We start from the raw sequence: 14,943 nt of genomic DNA on the forward strand, positions 1-14,943 counted from the left end.
TAATCGCAGATGAAGGCAGATAAACGCAGATAAACGCAGATAATAGATGAATTACTTTCGCAAAAGCATCCACGAAATGTCTGGCTATGTGCCGGGGGAACAGCCACCGCTAGGCACAAAAATTATTAAACTAAATTCTAATGAAAATCCCTATCCACCTTCTCCAAAAGCCTTAAAAGTGCTTCAGGAAATAGACGGAGAAATGCTGCGGCGCTATCCCGACCCAACTGGCAAAAGTTTCCGCATTGCTGCTAGTCAAGTTTTGGGAGTTGCTGACGATTGGATTATTGTAGGTAACGGCAGCGACGATTTATTAAACTTGATAGTTCGCGCTGTGGGCGAAGCCGATAAACCAGTTGTTTGTCCTGCGCCTACCTACGTTTTATACCGCACTTTGGCAGAAATTCAAGAGGCAGAATTTGTCGAAGTTCCTTATGCCGACGACTACAAGTTACCAGTCGATTTGCTAATAGCAGCCCAGGGTGCAGTGACATTTGTAGCTTCGCCCAACAGTCCATCGGGAACAGCCATATCTGTTGCCGATTTGGAGAAACTGGCGAAAGAGTTATCCGGTATTCTTGTTATCGACGAAGCTTATGTAGATTTCGCCGAACAAAATGCTTTGAACTTGACAAAAAAGTACAGTAATGTTATTATTTTGAGAACGCTTTCAAAAGGTTATTCCCTGGCAGGATTGAGGCTGGGTTTTGGCATAGCAAATCCGGCGCTGCTGGCTGAATTAAATAAAATCAAAGACAGCTATAATGTGGATGCTTTAGCTTATGCAGTGGGGGCGGCTGCGATCGCAGATCAAGACCACAAAATAGCCAACGCCGAAAAGATTAAGGCTTCCAGAGCAAAACTAGCCTTTAGCTTCAAGGAATTAGGCTTTGACGTTTGGCCTTCGCAAACCAACTTTTTGTTAGTGCGGCCACCAAACGGCGATGCAGAAAGAATTTATCAAACACTGAAAGTACGGGGAATATTGATTCGATACTTCAATCAGCCGCGATTAGAAGACAAATTGCGGATTAGTGTAGGTACGGAGGAACAGAATCAAATATTAGTTAAAACTTTGAAAGAAATTCTCTAAATAACGATCGCACTAAAATTAGTTTCTAGTGATGACTTTAGTCCTCTGATTGGTATGAAGACTTGCATTCCTCACTACCAACAGCTTGATTACGGATAATTATTAGGATTATCGATCGCCAACCCGGCCGACTGAGCAATATCCAGCAATCTGTTGTCCGCCGAAACAAAAATTAGTTGAGTATCTGGGATTGATGTTAAAACAGATTGAACGCGCAAAGCAGCCGCCAATTGCACAGCATCATAAGCCCGCAGCGGATATTGAACAATCAGTTCACCCGCCCTTTCAACCAGTGCCAGATCAACTTCGATAACTCTATACCGACTATTGAATTCCGAGCGAAATTTTTGAATAAGTGCAGCCACTTCCGCAGCAGTTATACCGCCTTCACGTTGTCTGCGTGCAAAAGCACTAAGAACTTCCACCCAGGTGATGCGGACTACAAGCAGCGAGTTACCCGTCTGGGAATCCGTGAGCGTTTTTATCCAAGGGCTGCCAATTTCAACCACATATCTTTTGATGAGGGCGCTGCTATCCAAAAAATAAATGTTTACCACGGGCCGCGATCCTCGATAATCATTTCTGACAGAGGCTTGCCCGGTTTTGCCCCTAACCTTTTAGCCAATTCATACACATCTTCATCAGTGACAGCCTCGACGTTATGGGGATTGTTAGGTAGTGGAGTCACCAATCCTCGGTCAACTAAAAACTGGATTGCCAATTCTGCCTGCTTTTTTGGGTCATCTGGCCAGAGTTGAATCTGCACAGTTTCCCCATCATTCAATGACAAAGGACTCAAGGGACGAAAAACCCCGTTTTCGTAGATAGCAGTAATAGTTTCTGGCATAATTAGCCTCTTAATTAAATGCTTTGACTTATTGTACTTCTTTTAATTACTTCGTTGCCACCACAGCCAAATTCCAAGCCAAACGCTTCATCAAAGGCAACTTCTTCAAAAAGCCATCCAACCCTTCTAACCGAGAGTATTGCGGTTTCAATCTCTCTTGTTCAATGATAATCTTTTTCCAATAACGCTCCTCATTTGGATGCACTTTTTCAATCAAATAAAAGCGCAAAAAAATCCAAAGCGATGTCAGCCAAAACGTATCGTAAGCGGTCTCGGAAAACAAAGAATTGACAAAATTTACAATATTAATATCCAAAGGACTTTCATCCTCAGTTCGCACCTCAGTCGCCATTCTACGGTAAACATTAATCACCGGATTGTGCTTCATCGGGTCCCAAAAACAAGCTTTACCCCCAGGCTTCAGGACGCGGTGCATTTCGCGAATTGCGTTTTCAGGTTCCGGTAAATGGTGCAGCAAATTAGAAGCGTAAACAATATCAAAACTGTTGTCCGGGAAATCCATAGCCATTGCATTCACCGTGCAGCCGTCTATTTTGACGCCGTTTTTCTCAGCCAATTTCAGGGCAACTTCTACCATGCCCTGAGAATAGTCTGCCGCCACACAATTTGCGCCTTTCTTCGCAAAATAAACGCTATTTTCTCCCGCGCCGCAGCCTAAATCTAACAGGCGTTTGCCTGTAATATCGCCCATTTGCTGGACAATAAATCTATTTTCTGGGGCGGTACAAGCTTCAAAGTAATCATTGACTCGAATCCCGTCAATATCGATTGTGGATGCCCAAGCATCGTGGAATTGTCGCTCTTTTTTTAAAGTTTCGTCTTGCATTTTTCAAGAGTTGGTTATTAGTAAAAAAAGTAATTTTAAACCGCAGATAAACCCGGATTAAGGCAGATTAATTGAGATTTATCTGCTTGGATATGGGTTCGTCTGCGGTTTGTTTCAAGAAAAATGGCTGACAGTAAATTTATCAGCGCTGTGCTTTTGCAACAACTTGGTTTCCGATCGCAGTTGGCTGTTCCGAGGCTTTTTCAGTAGTATGCTGCAATGCCTGATACAGGCGATTTAAAGCGCTGATGTATGCTTCTGCGGACGCTACGATAATGTCGGTATTTGCTGAGTGACCGGAAAATACTTTGCCTTCGTGGCGCAAGCGAATTGTTACTTCGCCGATCGCATCTATTCCCGCTGTTACCGATTGTACAGAAAACTCGATCAACTCGTTGGGTACGTTTACTACCCGGTTAATTGCCCTGTAAATCGCATCCACAGGCCCAGTGCCGATCGCAGCATCGGTCAATTCTTCCCCCGCCGGATTCCGCACAGTGACAGTTGCTGTCGGGCGAGATTTGTCGCCGCAGGAAACTTGCACCAATTCTAACCGGAAAAGTTCTGGCGCTTGGTGCACTTCGTTATTGGCGATGGCCTCTAAATCCCAATCCGTAATCTCTTTTTTCTTGTCCGCTAAATCTTTAAACTTGACAAAAGCCTTATTTAGCTCATCGTCGGCCATTTCAAAACCCAACTCTTTCAAGCGAGTGTGAAATGCGTGGCGGCCGGATAATTTGCCCAAGACGATTTGATTTTCAGTTAAGCCGATCGACTCAGCGTCCATAATCTCGTATGTCCGCTTATTTTTTAGCACCCCATCTTGGTGAATTCCCGACTCGTGAGCAAAAGCATTTGCCCCGACAATCGCCTTATTTGGCTGCACCAACATACCCGTCAAATTGGAAACCAACCGCGAGGTTTTATAAATTTGGCGCGAGTCAATATTTGTCAGCGGTTCCTCAGAATCAGCAGGCCGGCCCAAGAACGGATTATAATATTGGCGCCGCACGTAAAGCGCCATTACCAACTCTTCCAGAGCTGCATTTCCCGCCCGTTCGCCAATCCCGTTAATCGTACATTCTAACTGTCTGGCGCCATTTTTCACAGCTTCCAAAAAGTTAGCAACAGCCAATCCTAAGTCATTGTGACCGTGCACCGAAATAATTGCCCGATCGATATTCGGCACATTTTCCTTAATTCCCCGAATCAAAGCCCCAAACTCGCTCGGAGTCGTGTAGCCGACAGTATCGGGAATATTAACAGTAGTCGCACCGGCTGCGATCGCTCGTTCTAGAACCTGATACAAAAACTCCGGTTCCGATCGACAAGCATCTTCCGGCGAAAACTCCACATCATCCACAAAAGACTTAGCGTAAGCTACCATTTCCGGCACAATTTCCAGAACCTCAGCCCGCGTCTTTTTCAGCTTATACTCCAAGTGAATATCGGACGTAGCCAGAAACGTATGAATTCGCGAATTTACTGCGGGTTTCAGAGCCTCGGCTGCTGTTTTAATATCCTCCTTTCTCGCCCTCGCTAAACCGCAAATTGTCGGCCCATTTTCTGTGCCAACCGATCGGGCTATTTTTTGGACTGCCTCGAAATCTCCCGTGCTGGTGAAAGGGAAACCCGCTTCAATCACATCTACGCCCAATCTCGCTAACTGGCGAGCGATCGTCAGCTTTTCATCCACATTCAGAGATGCACCCGGAGATTGTTCTCCGTCTCGCAAAGTCGTATCGAAAATAATAATCCGGTCTTGACTTGGTTGAGTTTTCATAGCTCTAAAAAAGTGTTTTCCTGATTTTTACTTGTCCGTTTTTCTGGATTTTTAGCCTCCAGTCACCAGTCCCGTGTCTCGCGCCAATAACGAATAATTAATAACCCATAACCCATAACTACTGACTAATGACTGCTGACTAATGACTAATGACTAATAACTAATGACTAATGACTAATAACTACTGACTAATAATCCATCTTCTCGATATGTTCCCTAATTTCATTTAGGTCTATATACCTATCTGTAGCATTTCGTAACTCTCTAGCAATCATTCCTTCGGTTGATACCACAGTAATATGAGTATTTTTCGAGCGGAGCAGCTCGATCGCCCGCTCAAAATCCCCATCCCCGCTAAACAGCACAACTTGGTCGTATTGATCCACGGTATTAAACATATCAACCACAATTTCTATGTCTAAATTAGCCTTTTGAGAATATCTGCCCGAAGCATCGTCGTAATATTCCTTAAGAATTTTAGTGCGAACCGTGTAACCCAGACTGATCAAAGCATCTCGAAATCCCCTTTGATCTTGGGGGTCTTTGAGACCCGTATACCAGAAAGCATTGATCAAGATGACATTCGGCTGCGAAGTTTTGAAATATTCGAGCACCCTGCGAGGATCAAAAAACCAACCGTTCTTTTGTTGAGCGTAGAACATATTGTTCCCGTCCACAAAAATAGAAAGGCGGTTCATTAAGTTTGTCATAGAAACTTAGACCTAATAATTGTAGAAAGAAGTTAATCTAAATATCACATTTTAGCAACATGGAGCTAACTGAGGCAATAGATTAGACTTCAGAAAACTCCATCTCCCCAGTATTTCATATTTTCGGCTCTACCGCCAGAGGGTTCTTTTAACCCTGCTTGCATTTGAGCGAGGGGCCCTCACAAACTATACGCCTAGTAACTCAATACCGGCTGCCGTGTCAAGGTTAATGGCGCCTTCAAACTACCGTGCCCACCGCCCTACCGCCAAGCAGGCATACCGAAGCGCATAGCAGTAGATTTTGCTCCCCTGATTTCATAGCGCAGACTACCTCCGCTCAAGCCTTTTTGCTTTCAAGAGCCCAGCGAGCTAACTCTGTCCGGTTGTGCAGACCTGTTTTGCCCAGCATATTGCTGACGTGGCTTTCGATTGTCCGCTGGCTGACATTCATCACGTCTGCGATCTGGCGGTTTGCCATACCCTGCGCTAGCAACTGTACGACCTTTAACTCAGTGGGAGTCAATTCGACATTGCGGCGCGCCTTAATTTTTGGGCCACTGTCCATACCGGGATTTGAGTGGCTAATCAAGCGGGATGCTGCTTTCAGAGAAGATTCCACTTGGGCCACTAGTTCTTCTGGTTCAAAAGGCTTGACTATATAAACGTCAGCCCCAGTGCTCAAGCCTTTTACTCGGTCTGAACTTTGACCTTTTGCGGACAAGAAAAGAACCGGAATCCAGCTCGTGCGAGGGTCTTCTCTGATGTGTTTGACTAAAGTGTAGCCGTCCATTTCCGGCATCATCACGTCGCAGATCATCAAGTCGGGAACTTCTTGTTCTAGTTTTTCCAGAGCGTCTCTGCCGTTTTCTGCTGTAATGACGTTGTAACCCCGAAACTCCAAGTAGTCCTTGACCAGCAAGATCAAATTGGGGTCGTCGTCAACCAGCATCAGCCGTTTTTGTTCTCCTGAATTATTGTCCTTTGTCATGTTTATTCCCGCTAAAGTATCCCGCATACTTCCTTGTTTTCACTTCTGTTTTTTCGGTCAGTCCCCCGCCACCCGGCTGGGAGTGGAGGACGACGATCGACTGAAGGGATGGCGGTGAGGGAAAGCGGGGCGGGTATTACCGCTTCCCAACCTGTAATCGATGGCTGTTTCTGAGTGTCTTACGACCTGGAACGCAGCCAAAACCAGTAATGGACGATCGCCCTGTCAAGATCGGCCTTGATTGATTGGAGATTGCCTAACAGAGCGCAAGTTAAATATTTAATCTCGATCGGTTCAATTTCAGGTTAATGCCCCGGTTTTAAATGATACTTCTGATATAGAGAAATTTAAGCAGACTCCCTACTTACGTATTTAACTGTTTCTAGTGTAGTTTGGCAACCTCCTGAGTGTCTGCCACTGAGAAATTTTTGCACAAAATTTCACAGTTCCTCCGATCGATTTTTTTGGTGTACCTTTTGAGAAACACCAGGAACACGGGAAGCCACACAGGGAAGACAAGAACCTAACTACAGTTTTATGGAGCTGTAGCAGGTGCGATCGCCCGCAAGCCAAACTGTCTCAAATTCTCACCATTAACCTTAAATTTAACCTTTAATTATACCCATGTACTTTAACAGCGCTATAATTAGACGTTTTGCTCCGCCTCAGCAGGCACTGGCAAAGGATGAGTCAAGAAAGCGTATTCTTGAACGACCTTTGAGTTTAGGAGATGTTCCTGAATAATTCTCTCAATGACGGGTGGAGTAACGTCGCGATACCACACTCCGTCTGGATAGACTACCATAATCGGGCCAGACGCGCACACTCGCAGGCAATTGGCTTTGGTGCGAAAAACGCAGGTTGGTCGAGTGGCACTTGGCTTGTCCAACCCCAATTCTTGCAAGCGTTTTTTTAAGTAATTCCACGCCTCCAGACTGGTTTGCCGATCGCAGCACTTGGGCACGGTTTGGTCGGCACAGATAAAAATATGCCGCTCGATTTGAGCGATTCCCAGGCTTTGGACGCAAGCGTTCAAGCCTTGGCTGCAATACTCCTGGTTATTTTCTGTCATTTTATTCATCACTCAAAAGTAATTGGTTAGCGGTCTAAAGTCATCACCACAGCCTCCACTCCCAGGGCGGTTTCATTCTCTTGTAGGGGCTACCCCCCGTGGCTGCCCCTACCTATGAAATAACCGAAAAATCGTCGGTGGGGAGGGTAAACACGGGGGCACTACCCCTACAAAATCCTCGTTTTTTGGAGAATGAAACAGCCCTGCACTCCCCCCTCTCCTTCCCTTCAACTCATGCTCGGTTCGGGAACCCGTACTGACAACTAAGTTGCGATCGCCCCTGACTAAAGCTAAATTAGCACTCAGGAGTCGAGAGTGCTAATATGTCAGTTGTAAGTAGTCCGCTGTTGCTTTCATCGTGACCCCTGACGACTGACGACAATCTGTAATCTGGAGATTTATTTATGGCAGCAGTATCACTGAGTGTTTCTACCGTTAAACCGTTAGGCGAGCGCGTGTTCGTAAAAGTAAGCGCTAGCGAAGAAAAAACCGCCGGCGGCATCCTTCTGCCCGACACAGCTAAGGAAAAGCCCCAAGTAGGCGAAGTCGCGGCCGTGGGCCCCGGCAAGCGCAATGACGACGGCACCCGCATTGAAATGGAAGTCAAAGTCGGCGACAAAGTTCTCTACTCGAAGTACGCCGGCACCGACATCAAACTCGGCACAGACGAATACGTCTTGCTTGCAGAAAAAGACATTCTGGCGATCGTTAACTAATTAATCATTAGTCATCAGTCCTTAGTCCTTAGTCCTTAGTCATCAGTCATTAGTTTAAAGCGAACGCCGCCAAACAACTAATGACACGGGACAAATGACTAAAATCCATCATCCCCGATCCAAAATCTCAAATCCTCTCATCCCCAAAAACTATGGCTAAGCGTATCATCTACAACGAAAATGCACGTCGCGCCCTCGAACGCGGTATGGACATTTTGGCCGAAGCAGTGGCTGTAACCCTCGGCCCCAAAGGCCGTAACGTGGTTCTCGAAAAGAAATTCGGAGCTCCTCAAATCGTCAATGACGGTGTTACCATCGCCAAAGAAATCGAACTAGAAGACCACGTAGAAAATACAGGCGTTGCCCTGATCCGTCAAGCAGCTTCCAAAACCAACGACGCGGCAGGCGACGGTACCACAACAGCTACCGTTTTGGCTCATGCCATGGTCAAAGAAGGTCTGCGTAACGTAGCAGCCGGCGCAAATGCGATCGCCCTCAAGCGCGGTGTTGACAAAGCAACCACGTTTTTGGTGGAAAAAATTGCCGAACACGCCAAACAAGTAGAAGATTCCAAAGCCATCGCTCAAGTCGGCTCCATCTCTGCTGGTAACGACGATGAAGTCGGCCAAATGATTGCCAACGCAATGGACAAGGTGGGCAAGGAAGGCGTGATTTCCCTGGAAGAAGGGAAGTCTATGACCACCGAATTGGAAATCACCGAAGGGATGCGCTTCGACAAAGGCTACATTTCTCCCTACTTTGTCACCGACACCGAACGGATGGAAGCGATTCTCGAAGAACCCTTCATCTTGCTGACAGACAAGAAAATCGGCTTGGTACAAGACTTAGTACCAGTGCTCGAACAAGTAGCCCGTTCCGGCCGCCCGCTGTTGATCATTGCAGAAGACATTGAGAAAGAAGCTTTAGCTACCCTCGTTGTCAACAAACTGCGCGGTGTGTTGAACGTGACTGCTGTTAAAGCACCTGGTTTTGGCGATCGACGCAAAGCCATGTTAGAAGATATCGCCGTATTGACCGGCGGTCAACTGATCACCGAAGATGCCGGTTTGAAACTGGAAAACACCAAGCTGGAAGTAATCGGCAAAGCTCGCCGCGTCACCATCACCAAAGACAGCACCACAATTGTTGCCGAAGGTAACGAAGTCGCAGTCAAATCTCGCTGCGAACAAATTCGCCGTCAAATGGACGAAACCGAGTCTTCCTACGACAAAGAAAAGCTGCAAGAACGTTTGGCCAAATTGGCTGGTGGCGTCGCAGTCATCAAAGTCGGCGCGGCTACCGAAACAGAAATGAAGGATCGCAAACTGCGTCTTGAAGATGCGATCAACGCAACCAAAGCTGCTGTCGAAGAAGGAATTGTTCCTGGCGGCGGTACAACTTTGGCTCACCTGACTCCTCAATTAGAAGAGTGGGCTAACAGCAGCCTGAAGGGCGAAGAATTGACGGGTGCTTTGATTGTGGCACGGGCTCTGGCTGCTCCTCTGAAGCGGATTGCTGAAAATGCTGGTTTGAATGGCGCTGTGATTGCTGAGCGCGTCAAAGAAAAGCCGTTCAACGTTGGTTTCAACGCAGCGACAAATGAGTTTGTCGATATGTTTGAAGCTGGTATCGTTGACCCTGCGAAGGTGACTCGTTCTGCTCTGCAAAATGCCGCATCTATTGCTGGTATGGTGCTGACAACCGAGTGCATCGTCGTTGACAAGCCTGAACCGAAGGATGGCGCTGCTGCTGGCGCTGGCGGCGGCATGGGCGGCGGCGACTTCGATTACTAAGTCGATAGTTTGATGGGGCGGGCTTTAGGGTCCCCCCCATCAAACGGTAATTCCCTAATTCTACAGGAGCAATAGTTGCTCCTAATTTTTTATTGTCAATCTACCTCATAAAAAACTAAAATTTAAAATTTAAAATTAAATATAAATTTAATATTGTATCGACATATAAATATGCTACAGTGTAATACAAGCTTAAGAAAAATAAGTTATGTCATCTACAGTTACTTGTCCTTATTGTAGTGCAGAAACATCGTCTGAATACAACTTTTGTACTGCTTGCGATCGGCAGATAAAGTGTATTGACCCGAATTGTAACAAAATGTTGGTTCCTGATAAAGCATTTTGCTTTGCCTGTGGTCAGGTCCTTACTGTTACAACTAATGAGTCTTCAACGCAACTAAATAAGTATGTTCGGGATGTCAAGCAGAATGGTAAAAACTATGAAGAACACATCGAATTGAGTGTAACAGATCATGCTGTGAGTGAGCTTGCTCCATTTATTGGAGCAGAAATGATGCCACGACCATCGCAGAAATTGTACGAGGCAGCGAGCCAAAAAAGTTATAATATTCCTGCACGAAAAACGGTATCTACTAATGAGATATTTACTGAAAGCCAAGAGCTTCCGCAACTACCAGCAAATGCTGCTGATGAGGTTGAGGATACTCAAACGGGAAATGACGAGCGATCACCTTACTTTGAAGTGGATGGCGAGTTTCTGATAGCTACGGTAAAAGACTTCAAAGGTAAGACACGGGCTGACCAGCAAAGATATTTTATTCTGCTCTATGCCGATGCTTACTATCGCTATTTTAGGAAGCCTGTTCCGTCGAAAGATCACTTTAAGACGGCTGCTAAAAAGGCAAGCGTTCTTGACCCCACCAACTTCCCCAAGTATGTAGATGAACATACGCGGAAATGTTTAAGTGAGATAGGAAGTGGCTACAAACTAAACCATGATGGAGACAAAGAGGTTAAGCGCATTATCGGCATGATGAAAGATGAGAACGTTGATGCAGGCTTTGAGTATTGGACTCGAAGCCCGAGTTCAGGTACGAAAAGACAACGATTTAGTAATGAGGATAAGGATAAGTTGAACGAATGGGTGCTACAAGATGTAGAAATTGGCAAACTTAAAGTATGTGACATTACGAAGGCACGCGACTATGCGATGATTTCTTTGTGGATTATTATTGACCAATTGGGGAACGCTAAAGCTGTACGGTGCAATGACGCATACTACTTCTTCAAACAAAAATTTGAGACAATATCAGTATCAGCACAGGCATTCAGTCGTGCTATGAGAAGTTCCAAAAATACGAAATATTTTAGGTCAACTGGCGATCAATACTACCTCACGTCAGAAGGAAAGCAAACAGTTGAAAGTTGGATAGCTGGCGACCCCCTTGAATCGGACAATGAAACAGAAGACGAAACAGGTAACTAGCGATGAGTATAGCTAAAAATCAAGTCATTGCAGCGTTGTCACCGCCGCTGCCGAACGAAATTGTGACACACCTTCTTGATGAGTATCAAGATATTAAGCAGCATTTTGCCCTTCGCAAGTTTCGACCTAGTGAACTTAATGGTGGACGGTTTGCTGAGTGTGTGCTGCGCCTTATACAGCATTTGGACAATCCACCCCATACACCGTTCGGAACGTCTTTAGGAAATAGCGATAATATTATAAGGGGTGTTGAACGGAATACTGCATTGCATGACTCTATGCGGTTTTTTATTCCTCGTCTTGTAAGAATTATGCTTGATGTACGCAATCGTAGGGATGTTGCTCATGTTGGAGGTGATGTTAGTCCTAATTACTCTGATTCTTTGTTTATCTCTCAAAATGCAGACTGGATTTTGACGGAAATTCTTCGTATTTATTACAATTGTTCTATGGATAGTGCAACGAAAATTGTTGCCACCATTAATCAAGTCCGTCTACCAATCATAGCTGACATTAACGGTTTTGTTCGCGTGCAAAATACGAATTTAGATCATCGAGGCAAAACGCTGGCTATCTTGTACTACAAAAATCCTGAAAAGGTGAGAGATACAAAACTAATAGAATGGACAAAGTATTCAAATCCATCCTTATTTAAGAAAAACATTCTATCTAAGTTAGATAGTGAAGCTCTCGTACATTACGATAATGGATTTTGTACGCTTCTGCCCAAGGGAATTGTATACACGGAGAAAAATATTTCAATGGAACTGCTAGTTTGAAATTTTACTGAGGGAATTCAAGTTTCAGCAATCGCTGATTGTGGCAGGCGAGCAAATCGAATACCACAAAAAATTAATTAATCTTTATTGAAAAAGTTAAATGTGTTGTACCGGGCTTAAGCTAATCCGCATTTAAATTGCATAGTAAAATAAATTTTTCCTCTTGTGGGGTGGGCATCCTGCCCGCCCTCAACATACAAAATAAATGCACAACAGCTTACCAGCTAGAGTTTTAACTGAGACAAGATGAAAGGGTTACGTTCACTCACCATCGGATATTTTACTGTTATGAAACTTTACCATACTCCCATTTCCGCCAACTCCCGCCGCGTGTGGATCGCCCTCTTAGAAAAAAACCTCGACTTTGAATTAGTAGAAATCCACTTGGACGGCGATCACTTGCAACCTGAGTTTGTCGCCATGAATCCTTTTCACCGCATCCCTGTTTTGGTCGATGATGACTTCACTGTCGTCGAGTCTTTAGCAATTCTTGACTATCTAGAAGCGAAGTATCCAGAACCGGCAATGCTGCCGAAAGATCCGCAAGATTTGGCAGTTGTGAAAATGGTAGAATTGGTCACGGTTAACGAACTTGCGCCGGCACTTTACCCCCTCAGCAGTGAAAAGATGGGATGGGGAACTCCCCAACCGCAGGAAATCGCAAAGGCTAAGGAAAAAGTCGATACTGTGTTGAAATTCTTTGAAGGTTTGTTGGACGATCGCCCTTTTTTCGCTAGCAACACTGTTACCTTTGCCGAGTGCGTTGCCGGCACCGTCGTGCCCTTGCTATCTTGGGTTGATGTGTCCCTAGACGGCTATCCTAAAATTCAAGCTTGGTGCGATCGACTGGTTGCCCGCCCTTCATGGCAGCAAACTCAATTCACCGAGGCAGATTTGGCGGCTTTCGCATCTCGGAGACAAAAGTTTCTCGCACAATCTGAAGCCTCATGAACCAACCAATTGTCAAGCGATCGCTCTTTTTCCTAGCTGTTTTTGCCTGCATCCAAATTCCCATCGCAGCAATGGGGCAGCCCGCCGCCCGATCAAACTACGAACCAATTAACGTCAAACAGTTCCTGGGCGATCGCAAAATTACCGTCTCCAACCCCAAAGCTATCGCAGTAAAACTCTTTAGCAGTGACCAAGAATCTGAAGGCAGAAAAAGCGACCAAATTTCGGTTGAATATCCCACGCGAGAAACAGCAGTAATTGTGCATACTGTCATCGGTTTAGCTGACGATTCTGTGGCCGGAATGCGACACCGCATCGAACTCAGACTCACGGAAAATAAGTGGGAAATTGTCTGGATTGGCCGACAATCCAAGTGTCAACGAAATCGCGGACACCAAAATTGGGCAAGCGGGCGCTGTCAGTAGAAAGGTCGATCGGCTTTTTGCTTAAATTCATTCACCCCGCGTGCGTTGCGAAAAACGAAGCTAGGACTTGACGCAACCGAGGAAAAACAGAGGTCCAGAAAGATTCGCTACCGCTGACTCCCGACAGAAATAAGTTATTCCTGGGTAAGTCCTGGAAGCAATCTGGGCTCTGCGTTGTTCCCGGGTTGCGCCACAATCTTAAAACTATTTTCGGTGTCGATCGCTCTTTTAGTCAAAAAGAGCGATCAAACTCAGAAGTTTACTTGCACATGATCAAATTTCCAGCCGAGATGAATCCGGGCACAGGGCCTGAAATCTCAAGCCAATTGCGCTCTTCTCCATTCTTATCTTTCACTAATTGGAAATTGGGAACAAGCGTTACTTGACCGTTAGCCGCTACGCTGCCTTTAACAGCAGAAGTCTTTGAAGGCTCCGCGCGGATAACTAGACCCTTCGGCGCTACGCGAGGTTCTACTTGGCGACACAGACTTACAGGGCCCACTGCTGGGGCTGGTGCTGGGGCTGGTGCTGGTGCGGGCGCTGGTGCGGGCGCTGGTGCGGGCGCTGGTGCGGGCGCTGGTGCGGGCGCTGGCGCTGGTGCAGGTGCTGGTGCAGGCGCTGGTGCTGGTGCTGGTGCTGGCGCTGGTGCTGGTGCTGGTGCTGGCGCCGGTGCTGGTGCTGGTGCTGGTGCAGGCGCTGGTGCTGGCGCTGGTGCGGGACTTGGGGAAGGAGTTTGACTAATTGTGCACGAACCTAAATTACTTTCGTCGTTGGGATACCCACTAGCCACATACCCTGTGACGGGAGCGGTAATCTGAATCCAGAGGCGACCGTCGGAGGCTTTAACAGAAGTAGCACCTTGGGACAGCGTTACCTGTGTGTTAAGTGCTACCCCGCCAACTCTAGGGGATTTGGGGTCTGGGTTCTGACGAACCGTCAAACCTTCTTTGGGAGTGACTTTGCGGCAAAGGTTGCCAGCCTGGGCTATTTGAAACGTGGCGCTATCTTCAAAGGAAATATTTTCAGCATCTTGACTGACAGTGGATGTTGATGGGGCGGCAACACCGATGGCATTCGCCTGCAAACTTCCGGCTACGATCGCGATCGCGCCCAGCAATGCAGCGGGTTTATTCCAGCAATTCAAGTTTTTCATCCGTTCAAATCCTCACTTAACCACAATAATTATCTTAATTGCAGGTCAATATAGCAAAAAAATCGATTTGTCTTCCACAAAAAAGCTTTATATAACTTTTTTATGACCGCAAGTCAAGTTTTATTGATATTATTTAATGTTTGGTGAGTTGAGCGAAGAGACATAAAGCTGCTACGCCTATAAATGGCTCATTATGGCACAGCGGGATAGGGGGAGAAGGCCAGAGTGTCCGAGTCGGGGAATGGCAGAGGGGGAAAGTCAACAGTTAACTGTTTAAAGACGGGACAGTTTACTAGGAATCAAAGTCATGTGTTGTCCGCCAATATCTTGTCAGGTGTT

The 14,943-nt window shown here is 46.1% G+C and carries 15 protein-coding genes; 7 read left to right on the forward strand and 8 right to left on the reverse strand.

What is annotated here, in order from left to right; translation table 11 throughout:
* Positions 1-46: 46 nt before the first annotated feature.
* Positions 47-1,093: a histidinol-phosphate transaminase gene (gene hisC, locus QUA10_RS03605; RefSeq protein ID WP_333081109.1), complete on the forward strand. Its 1,047-nt coding sequence runs from the start codon at positions 47-49 to the stop codon at positions 1,091-1,093.
* Between the two features lie 89 nt (positions 1,094-1,182).
* Here the strand turns inward: hisC and QUA10_RS03610 are convergent, their stop codons facing one another.
* From QUA10_RS03610 to QUA10_RS03640, 7 genes are all read right to left on the reverse strand, one after another.
* A complete protein-coding gene (locus QUA10_RS03610) occupies positions 1,183-1,650 on the reverse strand; it encodes a type II toxin-antitoxin system VapC family toxin (protein ID WP_333081107.1) in 468 nt (155 codons plus the stop codon).
* Positions 1,644-1,940 carry an antitoxin family protein gene (locus QUA10_RS03615; protein WP_333081106.1) on the reverse strand — a complete coding sequence of 99 codons (297 nt, stop codon included), beginning with the start codon at positions 1,938-1,940 and terminating at the stop codon, positions 1,644-1,646. The genes QUA10_RS03610 and QUA10_RS03615 overlap by 7 nt, the downstream gene beginning before the upstream one ends.
* Positions 1,941-1,986: 46 nt before the next feature.
* A complete protein-coding gene (locus QUA10_RS03620) occupies positions 1,987-2,787 on the reverse strand; it encodes a class I SAM-dependent methyltransferase (RefSeq protein WP_333081105.1) in 801 nt (266 codons plus the stop codon).
* Positions 2,788-2,929: 142 nt separating this feature from the next.
* Positions 2,930-4,570 (reverse strand): 2-isopropylmalate synthase, encoded by a 1,641-nt coding sequence (locus QUA10_RS03625; RefSeq protein WP_333081103.1) that lies wholly within the window; start codon positions 4,568-4,570, stop codon positions 2,930-2,932.
* Positions 4,571-4,758: 188 nt separating this feature from the next.
* Positions 4,759-5,280, reverse strand: a complete 522-nt coding sequence (locus QUA10_RS03630) for a LabA-like NYN domain-containing protein (RefSeq protein ID WP_006633075.1) — start codon at positions 5,278-5,280, stop codon at positions 4,759-4,761.
* A 337-nt stretch (positions 5,281-5,617) separates the two neighbouring features.
* Complete coding sequence (locus tag QUA10_RS03635) at positions 5,618-6,268, reverse strand: response regulator transcription factor (RefSeq protein ID WP_333081102.1); 651 nt, start codon at positions 6,266-6,268, stop codon at positions 5,618-5,620.
* A 646-nt stretch (positions 6,269-6,914) separates the two neighbouring features.
* Positions 6,915-7,340 (reverse strand): ferredoxin, encoded by a 426-nt coding sequence (locus QUA10_RS03640; protein WP_333081101.1) that lies wholly within the window; start codon positions 7,338-7,340, stop codon positions 6,915-6,917.
* A gap of 404 nt (positions 7,341-7,744) precedes the next feature.
* On the opposite strand from QUA10_RS03640, the gene groES reads away from it, so the two are divergent.
* The 6 genes from groES to QUA10_RS03670 all read left to right on the forward strand — a co-directional run bounded on the left by groES (position 7,745) and on the right by QUA10_RS03670 (position 13,451).
* Entirely contained in the window at positions 7,745-8,056 is a 312-nt protein-coding gene (groES, locus tag QUA10_RS03645; protein ID WP_332945088.1) for a co-chaperone GroES, read from the forward strand.
* Between the two features lie 152 nt (positions 8,057-8,208).
* Positions 8,209-9,849, forward strand: coding sequence for a chaperonin GroEL (gene groL, locus QUA10_RS03650; RefSeq protein WP_333081100.1), 1,641 nt, complete (start codon positions 8,209-8,211; stop codon positions 9,847-9,849).
* Between the two features lie 208 nt (positions 9,850-10,057).
* Complete coding sequence (locus tag QUA10_RS03655; protein WP_333081099.1) at positions 10,058-11,296, forward strand: zinc ribbon domain-containing protein; 1,239 nt, start codon at positions 10,058-10,060, stop codon at positions 11,294-11,296.
* Between the two features lie 2 nt (positions 11,297-11,298).
* The gene (locus QUA10_RS03660) at positions 11,299-12,075 is read left to right on the forward strand and encodes a hypothetical protein (protein WP_333081098.1); all 777 of its coding nucleotides are present in this window, start codon (positions 11,299-11,301) and stop codon (positions 12,073-12,075) included.
* Between the two features lie 288 nt (positions 12,076-12,363).
* The gene (locus QUA10_RS03665) at positions 12,364-13,026 is read left to right on the forward strand and encodes a glutathione S-transferase family protein (RefSeq protein WP_333081097.1); all 663 of its coding nucleotides are present in this window, start codon (positions 12,364-12,366) and stop codon (positions 13,024-13,026) included.
* On the forward strand, positions 13,023-13,451 hold the full coding sequence (locus tag QUA10_RS03670; protein WP_333081096.1) for a hypothetical protein: 429 nt from the start codon (positions 13,023-13,025) through the stop codon (positions 13,449-13,451). Before QUA10_RS03665 ends, QUA10_RS03670 begins: the two co-directional genes overlap by 4 nt.
* 259 nt (positions 13,452-13,710) lie before the next feature.
* Here the strand turns inward: QUA10_RS03670 and QUA10_RS03675 are convergent, their stop codons facing one another.
* Complete coding sequence (locus tag QUA10_RS03675; protein ID WP_333081095.1) at positions 13,711-14,604, reverse strand: SH3 domain-containing protein; 894 nt, start codon at positions 14,602-14,604, stop codon at positions 13,711-13,713.
* Positions 14,605-14,943: the final 339 nt, after the last annotated feature.

It is taken from the genome of Microcoleus sp. Pol8_D6, from assembly GCF_036700965.1.
GTDB lineage: Bacteria > Cyanobacteriota > Cyanobacteriia > Cyanobacteriales > Microcoleaceae > Microcoleus.

Bases quoted from the DNA above. Each gene is read 5' to 3' on its own strand.
- hisC (WP_333081109.1), top strand. From the start codon at position 47: ATGAATTACTTTCGCAAAAGCATCCACGAAATGTCTGGCTATGTGCCG.
- QUA10_RS03615 (WP_333081106.1), bottom strand. From the start codon at position 1,940: ATGCCAGAAACTATTACTGCTATCTACGAAAACGGGGTTTTTCGTCCC.
- QUA10_RS03620 (WP_333081105.1), bottom strand. From the start codon at position 2,787: ATGCAAGACGAAACTTTAAAAAAAGAGCGACAATTCCACGATGCTTGG.
- QUA10_RS03625 (WP_333081103.1), bottom strand. From the start codon at position 4,570: ATGAAAACTCAACCAAGTCAAGACCGGATTATTATTTTCGATACGACT.
- QUA10_RS03630 (WP_006633075.1), bottom strand. From the start codon at position 5,280: ATGACAAACTTAATGAACCGCCTTTCTATTTTTGTGGACGGGAACAAT.
- QUA10_RS03635 (WP_333081102.1), bottom strand. From the start codon at position 6,268: ATGACAAAGGACAATAATTCAGGAGAACAAAAACGGCTGATGCTGGTT.
- QUA10_RS03640 (WP_333081101.1), bottom strand. From the start codon at position 7,340: ATGACAGAAAATAACCAGGAGTATTGCAGCCAAGGCTTGAACGCTTGC.
- groES (WP_332945088.1), top strand. From the start codon at position 7,745: ATGGCAGCAGTATCACTGAGTGTTTCTACCGTTAAACCGTTAGGCGAG.
- groL (WP_333081100.1), top strand. From the start codon at position 8,209: ATGGCTAAGCGTATCATCTACAACGAAAATGCACGTCGCGCCCTCGAA.
- QUA10_RS03655 (WP_333081099.1), top strand. From the start codon at position 10,058: ATGTCATCTACAGTTACTTGTCCTTATTGTAGTGCAGAAACATCGTCT.
- QUA10_RS03660 (WP_333081098.1), top strand. From the start codon at position 11,299: ATGAGTATAGCTAAAAATCAAGTCATTGCAGCGTTGTCACCGCCGCTG.
- QUA10_RS03665 (WP_333081097.1), top strand. From the start codon at position 12,364: ATGAAACTTTACCATACTCCCATTTCCGCCAACTCCCGCCGCGTGTGG.
- QUA10_RS03670 (WP_333081096.1), top strand. From the start codon at position 13,023: ATGAACCAACCAATTGTCAAGCGATCGCTCTTTTTCCTAGCTGTTTTT.
- QUA10_RS03675 (WP_333081095.1), bottom strand. From the start codon at position 14,604: ATGAAAAACTTGAATTGCTGGAATAAACCCGCTGCATTGCTGGGCGCG.